Below are 15,522 nucleotides of genomic sequence, written 5' to 3'. Positions count from 1 at the left end.
CCTAGCCCGCCGCTTCCAGCGCCTGCTTCAGGTCGGCCAGCAAATCCTCCGGCGTTTCCAGGCCGACCGACAGGCGGACCAGATCCGGCGGGCAGGGGCTTTCGGCGCCTTCAATGGGTTTTCGGTGCTCGATCAGGCTTTCCACCCCGCCCAGCGAAGTGGCCTGGAAGAAGAGTTTCGTGCCGGCCGCAAGCTTGCGGGCGGCGTCATAGCCGCCGTCCAACTGCACTGAGAGCGTCCCGCCGAACCCGCCTGTCATCTGCTTGGCCGCGATGGCATGCCCGGGATGGGTTTCCAGGCCGGGATAGTGGACGGCGGAAAGCTTGGGATGGTCCTGAAGCGCCTTCGCCAGGAAAAGCGCGCTGGAACTCTGGCGCTCAAACCGCACGAAGAGCGTGCGCAGGCCGCGCAGGAGAAGCCAGGTTTCAAACGCTCCGGGCACGCCGCCGGTCTGGCTGTGCAGGGTGGAGATGGTCTGCCAGTTTTCGTCCGCCTTGGCCGTGACCAGGGCGCCGGCCAGCACATCGGAATGCCCGTTGAGATATTTGGTCGCCGAATGCATGACCATGTCCGCGCCCAGCGCGATCGGGCGCGTGGTGCAGGGCGGGGCGCAGGTGCTGTCGACCACGAGGCGCGCGCCCACGGCATGGGCGATATCGGCCGCCTTGGCGATGTCGACAATGGCCCAGGACGGGTTGGCCGGCGTCTCGATCCAGATCAGATCCGTGTCGGGACGACAGGCCGCCGTCAGCGCGTTGAGATCACCCGGCGCGACGAGATTGAGCGTGATCCGGCCCAGTTTCTGGGCTCGCTGGAACAGCATGCGCGCGCCGTAATACATTTCCGATTGGGCGATGACATGCCCGCCCGTCGGCACGCTTTCCAGCACCGCCGCAATCGCCGCCATGCCCGAGGGAAAGAGCCGTGCCTCCGCGCCGCCATCCAGCATGGCCAGCACCTCGGCCGCCTGCATCTCCGTCGGTCCTTCCGGCCGCCGGTAATCGGTCGGCCCCACCAACTCATTCTGCGCCCCGCGCAGATAGGTGGTGGAGGAATGAATCGGCGGGATCACCGCCCCGGTTTGCGTGTCCGGCGCATGCATCGCCTGGACGGTTTTGGTCTCGCGGGAGGTGGGTGTGTCAGGTGTCTGGCTCATGCACCATGGATGCCGGAAGTCGCGGAAGGCGTCAAAGGGTGGGTGACCTGATCCGGGCGTTCAGTAATGCCCGCATCGGATGGGCTTGGCGACGCTGTATCCCCAGATCATGGCGATGAAGCCGGCGATGAATATGCCGAGGCCGAATTTGACGACCAGCTCGACCAGATCAGGTGGAAAGTCGATCTTCTGGCTTATGGCCATTCCGAACAAGCCGATGCACGACGCCAGCCACAAGGGAATGACAATGAAAAGAGCCGGCCAGAAAGCCGCCCGGACGCGCAATCCGCATTCCGGGCATTTGATGGGATCGAATGTGCCCGTGACGCTGGGCCGCCGGAAGCTCGGCATGCCGCCATACTTCTCTTCCTGCTCACGATATTCAGCTTCCAGGGCGGCCAGCGCCTTGTCCGCATTGATTTCGTGACCGCAGTCGGGACAGATGAGACGGTTCCAGCCCATTACCGCCTTACCCCAACAATTTCGCCGCCCGTGGCGCGAAATAGGTGATGATCCCCGCCGCTCCCGCACGCTTGAAGGCCAGCAGGCTTTCCATCATGACGCGGTCGCCATCGATCCAGCCGTTTGCGGCGGCGGCCTCGATCATGGCGTACTCGCCGGAGACCTGGAAAGCATAGACCGGGACGGGGAAGGCGTCGGAGAGGGCGCGGACGATGTCCAGATAGGGCAGGCCGGGTTTGACCATGACCATGTCGGCGCCCTCGCCAATGTCGAGCTCGACCTCGCGCAGGCATTCATCCCGGTTGGACGGATCCATCTGATAGGTCTGCTTGTCGCCCTTGAGCGCGGCGGCCGAGCCGATCGCCTCGCGATAGGGGCCGTAGAAGCCGGAGGCATATTTGGCGGCGTAGGAGAGGATCATTGTATTGATGTGGCCCTCATTCTCCAGCGCTTCGCGGATGGCGCCGATACGGCCATCCATCATGTCGGAAGGGGCGACGACATCGCAGCCGGCCTCGGCCTGGACCAGAGCCTGTTCGATCAAGCGGTCGACCGTGGCGTCATTATCGATCACATCGCCGTCCAGAATCCCGTCATGGCCGTGCGTGGTGAAGGGGTCGAGCGCAACATCACAGATCACGCCGAGATTGGGTGCGGCCTCCTTGATGGTCTTGATCGCCTGCGGCACCAGACCGTCGCGATTGAGGGCTTCGGAACCCTCATCATCCTTCTTCGACGGATCGATGTGCGGGAAGATCGCCATGGCCGGAATGCCCAGATCCTGGGCTTCCTTGGCGGCCTTCGCCAGTGCGGAAAGTGACAGGCGTTCCACCCCCGGCATGGCGGCCACCGGCTCGATCGGATCGGCTGTGTCGGAGACCACGACAGACCAGATGAGATCATTCACCGACAGGGCATTCTCACGCACGAGACGGCGGGACCAGTCGGCCTGGCGGGTACGGCGCAGTCGGGTATTGGGGTACATGCTGATCTCTTTCCGGTCTGGGGTGACAGACACATATCAAACTTGCCGCGGACGGAAAGCCGCGTTACGCCTCCCGCCAAATCAGCGGGAAGCAATATTTGTCTCCCATTGGCGTGTTCAGCAACAGGAGTGCTGCGGTGCATTTCGCTCTTACAGAAGATCAGACCCTTATTCGCGATATGGCGAGAAAATTCGCCGATGACCGCCTCAAGCCGAATGCGGCCAAGTGGGACGAGGAAAAGCATTTCCCGGTCGAAGCGATGCGCGAAGCCGCCGAACTGGGATTCGCGGGTATCTATACGCGTGAGGATGTCGGCGGGTCGAATTTGACGCGTCTGGATGCGGCCCTGATCTTTGAAGAATTGTCGCGCGGCTGTGTCGCCACGGCGGCCTTCCTGTCGATCCACAATATGTGCGCCTGGATGATCGACACATGGGGCAATGAGGAACAGCGTCAGCGCTTCCTGCCGCCCATGATGAGTATGGACAAGATCGCTTCCTACTGCCTGACCGAGCCGGGTTCCGGTTCTGACGCGGTGGCGATGCGCACCCGCGCCGTGCGCGATGGCGATGAGTATGTCCTCAATGGCTCCAAGGCCTTCATCTCGGGCGCGGGCACGTCAGACTATCATGTGGTCATGTGCAAGACCGGTGAGGACGGCCCCAAGGGTGTCTCCACCATTCTGGTCGAGAAGGACACGCCCGGCCTCTCCTTTGGCGCCAATGAGAAGAAGATGGGCTGGAATGCCCAGCCGACCCGTGTCGTGACCTTCCAGGACTGCCGCGTGCCGGTCGCCAATCGGATCGGCGATGAGGGCCAGGGTTTCTCCTTTGCCATGCAGGGCCTCAATGGTGGCCGCATCAATATCGCCGCCTGCTCGCTGGGCGGGGCTGGCGAGGCGCTGGACCAGGCGATGGCCTATACGAGCGAACGCAAGCAGTTCGGCCGCGCCATTGGCGAGTTCCAGGTCACCGAGTTCAAACTGGCCGACATGGCGACCGAGCTCGATGCTGCGCGCCTGATGGTCTATCGCGCCGCCGCGATGCTGGACGCCAAAGACCCGTCCGCACCGCGCTATTGCGCCATGGCCAAGCGTTTTGCCACGGATACGTGTTTCGATGTGGCCAACCAGGCGCTGCAGCTGCATGGTGGCTATGGCTATCTCAAGGATTATCCGATGGAGCGGATCGTCCGTGATTTGCGCGTGCACCAGATCCTGGAAGGCACGAACGAGATCATGCGCGTGATCATCGCCAAGGACATGAAGCGCAGCTGGCCGAGTAATTCCTAGTCTGTTTTTAGAGTTGAAACGGGGATCCCGAACGTGACCGAAGAACCCGAAGTCATCACACGCAAGATCGGCCAGGTCGGCCGGATCACGCTGAACCGTCCCAAGGCGCTCAATGCGCTAACCCATGGCATGTGCCTGGGCATGATCGAGGCGCTGGAGGCCTGGCGCGGGGATGATGAGGTCAAGGCCATCGTCGTCGACGGGGCCGGGGAGAAGGGTTTTTGTGCCGGCGGGGATATCCTCAAACTGCACAATTCGGGCAAGGCGGGCGATGACCAGGCCTGGCTGTTCTGGCGTGATGAATACCGGCTCAACACGCTGATCTATCACTATCCCAAACCCTATGTGGCGCTGATCGACGGCATCACGATGGGCGGCGGTGTCGGCGTCTCCGTGCACGGCTCGCACCGTGTGGCCGGTGATCGGACCATGTTCGCCATGCCGGAAACGGGCATCGGTTTCCACCCGGATGTCGGCGGCGCCTTTTTCCTGCCCCGCCTGGCGGGCGAGATCGGCACCTGGATGGGTTTGACTGGCGCGCGTCTGAAGGCGGCCGACAGTGTCGCGGCCGGTCTGGCCACGCATTACTGTCCGTCCGCGCACTATGACGAACTGGTTGCCGCGCTGGAAAGTGCGGACCTGTCGGACGAAGACGCGCTGGAAGTCCTGCTTGAGGAATTCTCTGGTGATCCGGGCGATAGCGAGCTGGCGCATACGCGCGGCCTGATCGATGCGGCCTTTGCCGGCGACAGTGTCGAGGAAATCGCCAGCCGGATCGCGGCAGCCGGTGACAGCTGGTCGGAGAAACAGGCCAAGGTGATGGCCTCCAAATCGCCGACCGCGCTGAAACTGACCCTGGCCTGTCTGCGCAAGGGCGGCGATCTCTCCTTCGAGGACGTGATGCGCCAGGACCTGCGCGTGTCGAGCTGGTGCCTGAAAGGCGTCGATTTCTATGAGGGCGTGCGCGCCGTGATCATCGACAAGGATCACGCGCCGAAATGGTCGCCGGCGGTTATCGGTGAGGTGGATGATGCCTGGATCGCCACGGCGTTTGACGCACTCGACGCAGACCATGAAATGACATTTCTCGGCGAATAAGACCGGGCTTCAAAGACAATCCACGGGGAGTAATTCCATGGCGACGATCGCATTCATTGGTCTGGGCAATATGGGGTCCGGCATGGCCATCAATCTGGCCAAGGCCGGTCATGATGTGCGGGCATTCGATCTCAGCGAGGCGGCGGTCGCCAAGCTGGTGGGCGAGGGCGCTTCTGCCGCATCCTCTGCCGCCGATGCCGTTTCCGGTGCCGATGCCGTCGTCACCATGCTGCCCGCGGGCAAGCATGTCCGCGCTGTTTATGAAGGCGAGATCTTCGGGGCCGCGGCACCGGGTACGCTTTTCATGGATTGCTCCACAATCGATGTGGACAGCGCCCGCCATGTCGGTGGCCTGGCCAAGGAGAAGGGCTTCCGCTTTGTCGATGCGCCGGTCTCCGGCGGTGTGGCGGCAGCGACGGCCGGCACGCTGACCTTCATGGTTGGCGGATCCGAAGAGGATTTCGCGGCGGCTGAGCCCTTCCTCCAGGTGATGGGCAAGGCGGTGATCCGCGGCGGTGATCTGGGCGCCGGTCAGGCGGTGAAGATCTGCAATAACATGCTGCTGGCCATCACCATGATCGGCACGTGCGAAGCCTTCTCGCTGGCCGAGAAACTGGGCCTGGATCCGCAGAAATTCTTCGACATTTCCTCCAAGGCGTCCGGCCAGTCCTGGTCCATGACCAGCTATTGCCCGGTGCCCGGACCGGTGCCGACCACGCCCGCAAACAATGGCTACAATCCCGGCTTTGCGACCGCGATGATGCTCAAGGATCTCAAGCTGGCGCAGGATGCGGCGCAGGCGGCGGGCGCCTCGACGCCCCTGGGTGCACAGGCCGAAGCGCTCTATGCCATGTTCGACAATCTGGGCGGCGGTTCGACCGATTTTTCCGGTATCATCCAACTGCTCAACGGAAGCTGGCAGGCCCGTTAAGGGGTTTTTTGTCCTTTTTGCCTAAGCTCACTCCAAAGATCGCAAAAGATCGGGTGGAGTGTAGACATGGCAATGGCAGAAAACATGGCGCCGGAAGCGGCGCCGGACGGGCAATATCTGGAACTTCTTCAACTCGTGGAACGGCTGCACCGTCAGCTGCTCGACGTGGTGAAAGACGAGCTGGACCGCGAAGGCCTGGACGATCTGAACTCGGTGCAGGCCCTGCTCCTGTTCAATATCGGCGACCAGGAGCTGACCGCAGGCGAGCTGCGGACGCGCGGCCACTATCTCGGCTCCAATGTCTCCTACAATCTCAAGAAACTTGTTGATGCAGGCTATATCCGGCACGAGCGCTCTGCGGTCGACCGCCGCTCGGTCCGCGTCAGCCTGACGGAAAGCGGCCATGCCGTGTGCGCGCAGCTCAACACGCTGTTCGAGCGCCAGGCCAATTCGCTGGAAGCTGTCGGCGGTGTCGATACGACGCAATTGCCGGGCATGAATACGGCACTGGCCCGTATCGAGCGCTTCTGGGCGGACCATATCCGCTTCCGCATGTAATCGAGCCAACCCGATCAGATTGAGGGCGTGAGCGATCCAGTGTCGCTCGCGCCCTTTTTACATCCGGGATTCCGCATATATACTGAGGTCATCGAGGCAATCTACCGGTCTTATTGTGTAAATTCATGCAGGTGCGGCGGTCTGTCCGGTCGCCTCCTGCAAAAGATGCCGGTAAAGAGTCGAGTCAGTGATTGGAATAGGCAGACGTCTGACGAAAGGCCCCGCCCATGAATTACCAGAGCGCCTTCGAGGATGCTGTCCGCCGGGTCAAGGCCGAGGGCCGTTACCGGGTGTTTGCCGATCTGCTGCGCCGCAAGGGTCAATTCCCGGTCGCGCGCTGGCGGTCCGAGGGCGGTGATGTCCGCGATGTGACGGTCTGGTGTTCCAATGATTATCTCGGCATGGGCCAGGTGCCCTGTGTCGTGGAATCAATGAAACAGGCGATCGATGATGTCGGTTCCGGCGCCGGCGGTACGCGCAATATTTCCGGCACCACGCATTATCATGTCGAGCTGGAGCGCTCGCTGGCGGACCTGCACCGCAAGGATGGCGCACTGCTCTTCACCTCCGGCTATATCGCCAATGAGGCGACGCTCTCGACCCTGTCGAAAATCCTGCCGGGCCTGATCATCTTCTCCGACGAGCTGAACCACGCCTCCATGATCGAGGGCGTGAAGGGCGCGCGCTGCGCGAAGCATATCTGGCGCCATAATGACGTTGTCCATCTGGAAGAATTGCTGGCCGCGGCTCCGAAGGACGCGCCGAAAGTGATCGCTTTTGAAAGCGTCTATTCCATGGATGGCGATATCGGTCCGATCGAAGAAGTCTGCGACCTGGCGGACAAATATGGCGCACTGACCTATCTGGACGAAGTCCATGCTGTGGGCCTGTACGGCCTGCGCGGCGCCGGCATTGCCGAGCGCGACGGGGTCATGCACCGCGTCGACATCATTGAAGGTACGCTGGGCAAGGCATTCGGCGTGATGGGTGGCTATATCGCCGCGGATGGCGCGATCTGCGACGCCATCCGCTCCATGGCGCCGGGCTTCATCTTCACCACGGCCCTGCCGCCGGCTCTGGCGGCCGGTTCGCGTGCCAGCGTGGAATATCTGAAATCGGCCCATTATCTGCGCGAACAGCACCAGGAACGCGCGGCGACGCTGAAATCCCGCCTCAATGCGGCCGGTTTCCCGGTCCTGGAAAGCTCCGTCACGCATATCGTGCCGGTGCATGTCGGCGATCCGGTCCTGTGCAAGCGGATTTCCGATCTCTTGCTCGACGAGCACGGCATCTATGTCCAGCCGATCAACTACCCGACCGTGCCGCGCGGTACGGAACGCCTGCGCCTGACGCCGACACCGCTGCATACGGACGCCATGTTCGACCAGCTGATCGAGGCGCTGGAGGATGTCTGGAAGAAGGCGTCCGAGCAGACCGGGGTGGCACGGGCCTGATTCTGGGGCATCATTCCCGCCAGACTTGAGCGGGATGGCCATGAGCGGCGAAATCTATATCGAGATCATCGGGATCGGGAACGCTTTGCGCGTGGCCGCGATCGATGCCGATACCGCTGAAGAAGTCGTCTTCCAGGTTCCCAAGAACACGCCCCGGGCCGAGGTGGAATATCTCGCCAAGGCCAAGCTCAACTGGAAGCTCAACCGGAATACAGACAAGAAAAAACGGCCGGACACAGGGTCCGGCCGTGGAATTACGGTCTAGACGAGGCGCTTGGACCTAGTCTTTCTTGCCGCGGCCCAGGCCAATATCCTTGGCAAACTGCGAGCGCTTGCGGGAATAGGCGGGCGCGACCATCGGATAATCGGAGGGCAGGTTCCACTTCCGGCGATAATCATCCGGCGACATGTTGTATTGCGAGCGCAGATAGCGCTTCAGCATTTTCAGCTTCTTGCCGTCTTCCAGACAGACAATGTAGTCGTCGCTGACGGACTTGGAGACGGCGACAGCCGGCTTGGACTTGGGTTCCTGCTTTACAGCGGACTCCGACACTTCCTTCATCGTGGCGTGCACGGACTTGATCAGTTCGGGGACATTATCCGCCGGCATGGAGTTGTGGGACAGATAGGATGCCACAACGTCCGTGGTCATGCGCAGAAGTTCTTCTTTATCGATTTCGGGGAGCATGTCGTCTGACATTGTCTTACCTTCCAAGCGTCTGTTTGTTTTTGCTCAGTCAACCAAGGCCGATTCAAAGCGGCCTGCAGGTTGGTTATTATGACGTGATATGAAGTTCAACCACAATAAACAAAATTTCATTGTGTTGTGAAACGTTGTCCCGGGCGACATCAAATAATGCGAAATCCAGATGTCCCGGGGGACATTGCCAGTGAGAGCGGGCAAACATGGCTTGTATCGCGACCGCGCCAGCCGTATCACACGGGGCAAATACCCCTTAAGGAGTCGTCATGCCGGACAATCAGGTCGATAGCGGGAGCGCCGCCGCATTCTTCACCCGATCCATCGTGGAGTCCGATCAGGATGTGGCCCAGGCCATTCACGCCGAGATCCAGCGCCAGCAACAGCAGATCGAGCTGATTGCATCGGAGAACATCGTCTCCCGCGCTGTGCTGGAAGCCCAGGGCTCGCCGCTGACGAACAAATATGCCGAAGGCTATCCGGGCCGCCGTTATTATGGCGGTTGCGAGCATGTCGATGTGGTGGAAACGCTGGCCATCGAGCGCGCCAAGGCGCTGTTCGGCGCGGCCTATGCCAATGTCCAGCCCTCTTCGGGCAGCCAGGCCAATCAGGGCGTCTTCCTGGCCCTGCTCAAGCCGGGCGACAAGATCCTGGGCATGTCGCTGGATGCCGGCGGCCACCTGACGCATGGCGCACGTCCCAACATGTCCGGCAAATGGTTCGAGGCCCATGCCTATGGCGTGCGCGAGGATGATGCCCGGATCGATTATGACGCGGTCCGCAAACAGGCCCATGAGGTCCAGCCGCAGCTGATCATCGCTGGCGGTTCGGCCTATCCGCGCGAGATCGACTTTGCCGAATTCCGCAAGATCGCGGACGAGGTGGGGGCCTATTTCATGGTCGATATGGCGCACTTCGCCGGCCTGGTCGCCGGTGGCGTCTATCCCAACCCGCTGCCGCACGCCCATGTCTGCACCACGACCACGCACAAGACGCTGCGCGGTCCGCGTGGCGGCATGATCCTGTCCAATGACCTGGATCTGGGCAAGAAGTTCAACTCGGCCATCTTCCCGGGCCTGCAGGGCGGTCCGCTCATGCATGTCATCGCCGGCAAGGCTGTGGCCTTCGGTGAAGCCCTGCAGCCGGAATTCGCTGATTATGCCCGTCAGGTTGTCGCCAATTGTGCGGCCATGGCGAGTGCAGTGATCGAGGGCGGTTACGCCATCGTCTCCGGCGGTACGGACAGCCATCTGGCGCTGATCGATCTGCGTCCCAAGGGCCTCAAGGGCAATGCCGCCGAGGAAGCGCTCGAGCGCGCTTACATCACCTGCAACAAGAATGGCGTGCCCTTCGATCCGGAAAAGCCGACCATCACCTCCGGTCTGCGCGTCGGTTCGCCGGCCGGCACCACGCGCGGCTTCGGCGAGGCGGAATTCACGCAGGTCGGCCAGATGATGGTCCGCGTGCTGGATGCGCTGGTCGACAGCCCGGAAGGCAATGCCGAGGTCGAGGCGGAAGTCCGCGAGGAAGTGAAAGCCCTGACAGCGCGCTTCCCCATTTACCCGGAACTGGCCTAGACTTCGCTCATGCGTTGTCCTTTTTGCGGTCATCCCGATACCCAAGTGAAGGATTCCCGTCCGGCTGAGGACGGGAATGCCATTCGTCGCCGCCGGCAGTGTCCGTCCTGCGCGGCCCGTTTCACCACGTTCGAGCGCGTGCAATTGCGCGAGCTGACCGTGATGAAGAAGTCCGGCCGCCGTGTGCCGTTCGACCGCGAGAAGCTCAACCGGTCGATCGCGCTGGCCATGCAGAAACGCAATATCGAGCCGGACCGGATCGATCAGATGATTTCCGGCATTGTCCGCCGCTTGGAATCCACCGGCGAGACCGATGTGACCTCCGACCGTGTCGGTGAATTGGTCATGGAAGGCCTGAAGAATCTCGATGCGGTGGCCTATGTCCGCTACGCCTCGGTCTACAAGGACTTCCACAAGGTCGAGGACTTCCGGGAATTCATCACGGACGAACACCTCGCCAATATCCGCAAATCGGCGAAAGACGGCGAGGAATGACCGGCGCGGCGCGTCCGCGTGTCACCCTGAAATTGGCCACTTCGCTGGACGGGCGCATCGCGCTCGCCAATGGCGCCTCGCAATGGATCACCGGACCGGAAAGCCGGGCTGAGGTCCACAAGATGCGGGCGGCCCACCAGGCCATACTGACCGGTATCGGTACCGTGCTGGCCGATGATCCCCGAATGACGGCCCGGCCCGAGGGCGGCTGCGAGCGCCAGCCGGATGTCCTTGTCATGGACAGCCAGGGACGCACCCCGTCCGGCGCGGCCCTGTTTGCCGAAACGGGCCGCAATATTGTGCTGGTCCCGCACCGCGATCTGGCTCGCGCCATGGCCGGCTATGAGAGTGTGATGATCGAGGCCGGCGCCCAGATTGCCGCCTCCGCCATTGCTGCAGGCCTTGTCGACCGGATCGAATGGTTCCGCGCGCCCATGCTGTTGGGCGGGGATGGATTGTCCGTGATCGCAGCGCTGGGCCTTGAGACGCTGGACGCAGCGCCCATCTTCACGCGTACCGGCGTGCGCGAGCGCGGCGCCGATCTGCAGGAAAGCTACGAACGGATCCGCTGATGTTCACCGGTATTGTCACAGCCCTGGGCCGGATCCGGTCCATCTCCGGCACGGATGTGCGGCGCTTCGAGATTGAGGGGCCCTGGGCACCGGACACGATCGATATGGGCGCATCCATCGCCCATGCCGGTGCCTGTCTGACCGTGGTCGAAAAAGGCGAAACGGGTGAGGGCGGCTGGTATGCGGTCGAAGTCTCCCCGGAAACCCTGCGCCTGACCACTCTGGGCGATTGGGCCGAGGGCGACCGGGTGAATCTGGAACGCGCGCTGAAAATCGGTGATGAGCTCGGCGGCCATCTTGTGACCGGCCATGTCGATGGTGTCGGCGCGGTTCTGGACCGGCGCGAGGAGGGCGAGTGGCTGGTCTTCACCGTCGAGCCGCCGGAAAACCTCAATCAATTCATCGCGAAGAAGGGATCGATCACCGTGGACGGCGTTTCGCTGACCGTGAATGAGGTGACGCGATCGAGCTTTGATCTGATGATTATTCCCCATACGGCCGAGGTGACGACGCTCGGTGCGCTGCAAAAAGGTGCACGCGTCAATCTTGAGGTCGACACGATGGCGCGCTACGCCGCCCGCCTGAACGAGTTTTCGGAGACGCGCGCGTGAGCGATATCCCCCTTTCTCCCATCGAGGACGTCATTGAGGATGCCCGCAATGGCCGGATGTTCATCCTGGTCGATGCGGAGGATCGCGAGAATGAAGGCGATCTGGTCATCCCGGCGAAATTTGCCACGCCTGATGCCATCAATTTCATGGCCAAGCATGGCCGCGGCCTGATCTGCCTGGCGATGAGCCAGGAGCGGATCGAGCATCTCGGCCTGAAACTCATGTCGACGGAAAACCGCTCGCGGCACCAGACGGCGTTCACAACGTCGATCGAGGCGCGCGAAGGCGTGACCACCGGCATTTCGGCCCATGACCGGGCCCGCACGATCGAAGTGGCGACAGACCCGTCCAAGGGCGCTGACGACATCGCCACGCCGGGCCATGTCTTCCCGCTGGTTGCCCGCGATGGCGGTGTGCTGGTCCGCGCCGGGCATACGGAAGCCTCTGTGGATGTCGCGCGCCTGGCCGGTGCCGGTTCGGCCGGTGTGATCTGCGAGATCATGAATGAAGATGGTTCCATGGCCCGCCTGCCGGACCTGGTGGCCTTCGCCCAGTTGCACGGGCTCAAGATCGGCACGATTGCCGACCTCATCGCCTATCGCCGCCGCAATGACCGTTTCATCGAGCGCCGGTTGGAGAGCGAGTTCACCAGCCAGTATGGCGGTCCGTTCAAACTCGTTGTCTTCCGCAATACACTGGATGGTTCCGAGCATGTCGCCCTGGTGAAGGGCACGCCGTCGGTGAATGCTCCCACCACGGTGCGCATGCACAAGGTCTCCTTCGTGGATGATGTTCTGCATGAGGCCGGTCCGCGCGGCGCGCTGGTCGAGGCGGGCATCAAGGCGATCGCCGAGGCCGATGGTCCGGCCGTGATGGTCTTCATCCGCGAGACCTCCCACACCGCCATTATCGAACGCCTGGGCGCCCATTCGCCGGTCCCCGATGGTGAGCGCGAAGCGCGCCGCCTGCGGGAATATGGCGTCGGTGCGCAGATCCTGCTGGATCTGGGCGTGCAGGAAATGATCCTGCTGACCACGAAACCGCAGACCATTGTCGGCCTGGAAGGCTATGGTCTGAGCGTGCGCGAAGAGCGCCACTTCCCGGAGGAAAGCGCATGAGCGCGCCGAAACTTCTCGTCATTGCCGGTGCTTTCTACCGCGATATCGCCGATGCCTTGATCAAGGGGGCCACCGAAGCGGCCGCCGCCGCCGGCGCCGAGGCCGAAGTGATCGAAGTTCCCGGTGCCCTGGAAATCCCCGGTGCGATCGTGCAGGCGGAAATCGCCGAAGCCGGGTATGATGGCTATGTGGCGCTGGGCTGTGTCATTCGCGGCGAGACCACGCATTATGATTATGTCTGCGGCGAAAGCGCCCGTGGCCTGATGGAATTGAACCTCAATGGCGTGATTGCCGGCAATGGCATTCTCACCGTCGAGAACCGCGCCCAGGCGCTCAAGCGCGCCGTGGACAAGAATAAGGGCGCTGACGCTGTCGAAGCCGCCCTGTCGCTGATCGCCTTGCGCGACAAGTTTGGAGCCGCCTGATGAGCGCCAGCGAAAACGCCAAGGAAAACCCGTCCGAAGCCCGGGCCCGTCTGCGCCGGGCGGCGCGTCTGTCGGCTGTCCAGGCCCTCTACCAGATGGACATCGCCGGCCGTGGTGCGTCCTCCGTGATCCGCGAATTCCGTGATCACCGGTTCGGTGACGCCCATGAGGGTGATGAGTTCGTGGAAGCGGACGAGGATTTCTTTGAAAGCCTGGTGGCTGGCGTCGTGGAAAAACAGGCCAAGGTCGATCCGATGATCGACAGCCTGCTGGCCGATGGCTGGCGCATGGAACGCCTGGATGCCACGGTCCGCGCCATCCTGCGGGTGGCCGGCTATGAGCTCTTCCAGCGCAAGGATGTGCCGGCCCGTGTGGTGATCGACGAATATATCGAGGTCGCCAATGCCTTCTTCGAAGGCTCCGAGCCGAAATTCGTCAATGCGGCGCTGGACCGCTGTGCCCGTCAGGCCCGTCCGGACGAATTCTGATCCATGAGCGGGCGCGGCGAGTTCGACTGGATCCGCTCGCGCCTGGTTCCGTTGACCCGGAACCATGCCGCTGCCCGTGGTCTGGCAGATGATGCGGCCGTGTTGGACTGCCCGCCTGGCCACGAATTAGTGATCGCGTGCGACACGCTGGTTGAAGGCGTCCATTTTCTTCCCGGTGACACACCCCACACAGTGGCCGCGCGTGCCCTGGGCAGCAATCTGTCCGATCTCGCGGCCATGGGGGCTGACCCCTTGGGCTATCTCAGCGCCATCTCCTGGCCGCAGGACCGCTCCGAGGCCTGGCAGAATGAATTCACGCAGGCCCTGGGCGAAATCCAGGACCGGTATGGCGTCGTTTTGCTGGGCGGGGACACGACACGTACGCCCGGACCCCTGACCCTCTCACTGACGCTTATCGGTCAGGTCGCGACCGGTGCTGCACTGTCGCGTTCGGGTGCGCAGCCTGGTGATGTCGTGTGGGTTTCAGGATCGATCGGTGATGCCGCGCTGGGACTGGCCTGGGAGCAGGGCGATGCCAGCTTGCCCGCTGAAACCGCCCATCGCTATCGCGAACCGGAGCCGCGCCTGGCGGTCGGGCAGGGGCTGGCAGGGCTTGCCAGTGCGGCGCTGGACGTCTCCGACGGGCTGGTGGCCGATGCCGGGCATCTGGCCGCGGCGAGCCGTGTCGGGATCGAGATCGACTTGCCCGCCGTCCCCTTGTCCGCCACGTGTGAAGCCTGGGTTTCGGGGCAGGGGGATGCCGGGCTGATCCGCCTCATCACGGGCGGCGATGATTACGAGCTGCTGTTCACGGCGCCGGTCAGCGCGACCCCGCGCATCCTGGCGCTGGGCGAATTGTGCGGCGTGCGCCTGACGCAGATCGGCCGGGCTGTCTCCGGGCAGGGCGTTGTGTGCCGGGATGGGGAGGGTCGGGCCGTACCGGTCGCCACGCCCGGGTTTACGCATTTTTGAGGCGGATCTGCCAGTGTGGGGACAGGAGATCCTCGCATGACCCGTATCTGGCTCGCATTTCTGATGTCGCTCCTTGTGAGCGCCGGCGCCCATGCCCTGGGCGGGGGTGGTGCTGAACCGCCTCCCAGCAGCGGTCATGGATCCTCCTCCCAGCAGAGTGGCAACCGGTTTTCGCTTTTCTTCAATCGCAGCGATTCTGAAGAGGATGCTGATGCGGATGCAGAAGAGGATGACGATCCGCGCGCCTTCAACCTGCCGGCGCTAGTGGTGCCGCTGTCCTCGCATGGCCGTCTGACCGGCTTTGCCTATGTGAATGTCCGCGTTCGTGCGACGGACGGGCAGAATGTCTGGGACATGCAGGAGAATTTCCACTTCGCGCTCGATGCGCTGGTGCGGGCCTGCTATCGCACGCCGGTCTCGACAGAAGACGGCAGTGGGCTTGACGAGGAACGGGCGATCGAACTGTGGCAGGAGGTGCTGCAGGACTTCTATGGCGCCAATTCGATCGACTGGGTCGAGATTCGGGCCTCCGATACGCGTCTCCTGCGCCGCTAGCCCGTCTAGAAAATTTCCCCAACCAATTGAATTTTCAGGCTTAATACAGTCTGTTGCGTCGCCCGTGTGTCTT

At 62.6% G+C, this 15,522-nt stretch carries 19 protein-coding genes; 15 read left to right on the top strand and 4 right to left on the bottom strand.

The features are described from left to right. Position 1 precedes the first annotated feature (1 nt). The 3 genes from I0K07_RS08380 to hemB are packed head-to-tail and all read right to left on the bottom strand — an operon-like array spanning position 2 to position 2,603. Complete coding sequence (locus I0K07_RS08380; RefSeq protein ID WP_203292389.1) at positions 2-1,156, bottom strand: trans-sulfuration enzyme family protein; 1,155 nt, start codon at positions 1,154-1,156, stop codon at positions 2-4. A 60-nt stretch (positions 1,157-1,216) separates the two neighbouring features. Continuing rightward, the gene (locus I0K07_RS08375; RefSeq protein ID WP_203292388.1) at positions 1,217-1,618 is read right to left on the bottom strand and encodes a hypothetical protein; all 402 of its coding nucleotides are present in this window, start codon (positions 1,616-1,618) and stop codon (positions 1,217-1,219) included. A 7-nt stretch (positions 1,619-1,625) separates the two neighbouring features. Continuing rightward, positions 1,626-2,603, bottom strand: coding sequence for a porphobilinogen synthase (hemB, locus tag I0K07_RS08370; protein ID WP_203292387.1), 978 nt, complete (start codon positions 2,601-2,603; stop codon positions 1,626-1,628). 137 nt (positions 2,604-2,740) lie between these two features. Between hemB and I0K07_RS08365 the strand changes: the two genes are divergently transcribed. From I0K07_RS08365 to I0K07_RS08340, 6 genes are all read left to right on the top strand, one after another. Beyond that, positions 2,741-3,895 (top strand): acyl-CoA dehydrogenase family protein, encoded by a 1,155-nt coding sequence (locus I0K07_RS08365; protein WP_203292386.1) that lies wholly within the window; start codon positions 2,741-2,743, stop codon positions 3,893-3,895. Positions 3,896-3,928: 33 nt separating this feature from the next. After that, the gene (locus tag I0K07_RS08360) at positions 3,929-4,993 is read left to right on the top strand and encodes a 3-hydroxyisobutyryl-CoA hydrolase (protein WP_203292385.1); all 1,065 of its coding nucleotides are present in this window, start codon (positions 3,929-3,931) and stop codon (positions 4,991-4,993) included. A 37-nt stretch (positions 4,994-5,030) separates the two neighbouring features. Continuing rightward, positions 5,031-5,924 (top strand): 3-hydroxyisobutyrate dehydrogenase, encoded by an 894-nt coding sequence (gene mmsB, locus I0K07_RS08355; protein WP_203292384.1) that lies wholly within the window; start codon positions 5,031-5,033, stop codon positions 5,922-5,924. A 66-nt stretch (positions 5,925-5,990) separates the two neighbouring features. Then, positions 5,991-6,482, top strand: coding sequence for a transcriptional regulator LdtR (gene ldtR, locus I0K07_RS08350; RefSeq protein WP_203292383.1), 492 nt, complete (start codon positions 5,991-5,993; stop codon positions 6,480-6,482). 227 nt (positions 6,483-6,709) lie between these two features. After that, positions 6,710-7,936 carry a 5-aminolevulinate synthase gene (hemA, locus tag I0K07_RS08345; protein WP_203292382.1) on the top strand — a complete coding sequence of 409 codons (1,227 nt, stop codon included), beginning with the start codon at positions 6,710-6,712 and terminating at the stop codon, positions 7,934-7,936. Positions 7,937-7,976: 40 nt separating this feature from the next. Further along, positions 7,977-8,201 carry a DUF6898 family protein gene (locus I0K07_RS08340; RefSeq protein WP_203292381.1) on the top strand — a complete coding sequence of 75 codons (225 nt, stop codon included), beginning with the start codon at positions 7,977-7,979 and terminating at the stop codon, positions 8,199-8,201. A 15-nt stretch (positions 8,202-8,216) separates the two neighbouring features. Here I0K07_RS08340 and I0K07_RS08335 read toward each other — a convergent pair whose 3' ends face one another. Continuing rightward, the gene (locus tag I0K07_RS08335; protein WP_238934687.1) at positions 8,217-8,588 is read right to left on the bottom strand and encodes a Ros/MucR family transcriptional regulator; all 372 of its coding nucleotides are present in this window, start codon (positions 8,586-8,588) and stop codon (positions 8,217-8,219) included. Between the two features lie 317 nt (positions 8,589-8,905). Between I0K07_RS08335 and glyA the strand changes: the two genes are divergently transcribed. From glyA to I0K07_RS08290, 9 genes are read left to right on the top strand one after another with little or no spacing between them, the layout of a single operon-like run. Further along, complete coding sequence (gene glyA, locus I0K07_RS08330) at positions 8,906-10,213, top strand: serine hydroxymethyltransferase (RefSeq protein ID WP_203292379.1); 1,308 nt, start codon at positions 8,906-8,908, stop codon at positions 10,211-10,213. 9 nt (positions 10,214-10,222) lie between these two features. Beyond that, positions 10,223-10,708 carry a transcriptional regulator NrdR gene (nrdR, locus tag I0K07_RS08325; RefSeq protein WP_203292378.1) on the top strand — a complete coding sequence of 162 codons (486 nt, stop codon included), beginning with the start codon at positions 10,223-10,225 and terminating at the stop codon, positions 10,706-10,708. Continuing rightward, a complete protein-coding gene (locus I0K07_RS08320; RefSeq protein ID WP_203292377.1) occupies positions 10,705-11,280 on the top strand; it encodes a RibD family protein in 576 nt (191 codons plus the stop codon). Before nrdR ends, I0K07_RS08320 begins: the two co-directional genes overlap by 4 nt. Continuing rightward, entirely contained in the window at positions 11,280-11,891 is a 612-nt protein-coding gene (locus I0K07_RS08315) for a riboflavin synthase (protein WP_203292376.1), read from the top strand. Before I0K07_RS08320 ends, I0K07_RS08315 begins: the two co-directional genes overlap by 1 nt. After that, positions 11,888-13,009 (top strand): 3,4-dihydroxy-2-butanone-4-phosphate synthase, encoded by a 1,122-nt coding sequence (gene ribB / locus I0K07_RS16045; RefSeq protein ID WP_203292375.1) that lies wholly within the window; start codon positions 11,888-11,890, stop codon positions 13,007-13,009. The genes I0K07_RS08315 and ribB overlap by 4 nt, the downstream gene beginning before the upstream one ends. Beyond that, entirely contained in the window at positions 13,006-13,434 is a 429-nt protein-coding gene (ribH, locus tag I0K07_RS08305; RefSeq protein WP_203292374.1) for a 6,7-dimethyl-8-ribityllumazine synthase, read from the top strand. Before ribB ends, ribH begins: the two co-directional genes overlap by 4 nt. Then, positions 13,434-13,922 (top strand): transcription antitermination factor NusB, encoded by a 489-nt coding sequence (nusB, locus tag I0K07_RS08300; RefSeq protein ID WP_203292373.1) that lies wholly within the window; start codon positions 13,434-13,436, stop codon positions 13,920-13,922. The genes ribH and nusB overlap by 1 nt, the downstream gene beginning before the upstream one ends. A 3-nt stretch (positions 13,923-13,925) precedes the next feature. Continuing rightward, complete coding sequence (gene thiL, locus I0K07_RS08295) at positions 13,926-14,894, top strand: thiamine-phosphate kinase (protein ID WP_203292372.1); 969 nt, start codon at positions 13,926-13,928, stop codon at positions 14,892-14,894. 36 nt (positions 14,895-14,930) lie between these two features. Further along, positions 14,931-15,449: a hypothetical protein gene (locus I0K07_RS08290; protein ID WP_203292371.1), complete on the top strand. Its 519-nt coding sequence runs from the start codon at positions 14,931-14,933 to the stop codon at positions 15,447-15,449. Positions 15,450-15,522 lie beyond the last annotated feature (73 nt).

Source organism: Maricaulis parjimensis (genome assembly GCF_016817355.1).
Classification (GTDB): domain Bacteria; phylum Pseudomonadota; class Alphaproteobacteria; order Caulobacterales; family Maricaulaceae; genus Maricaulis; species Maricaulis parjimensis.
The sequence above is the reverse complement of the archived record's forward strand: the minus strand, read 5'-3'. Positions and strand labels throughout refer to the sequence as shown.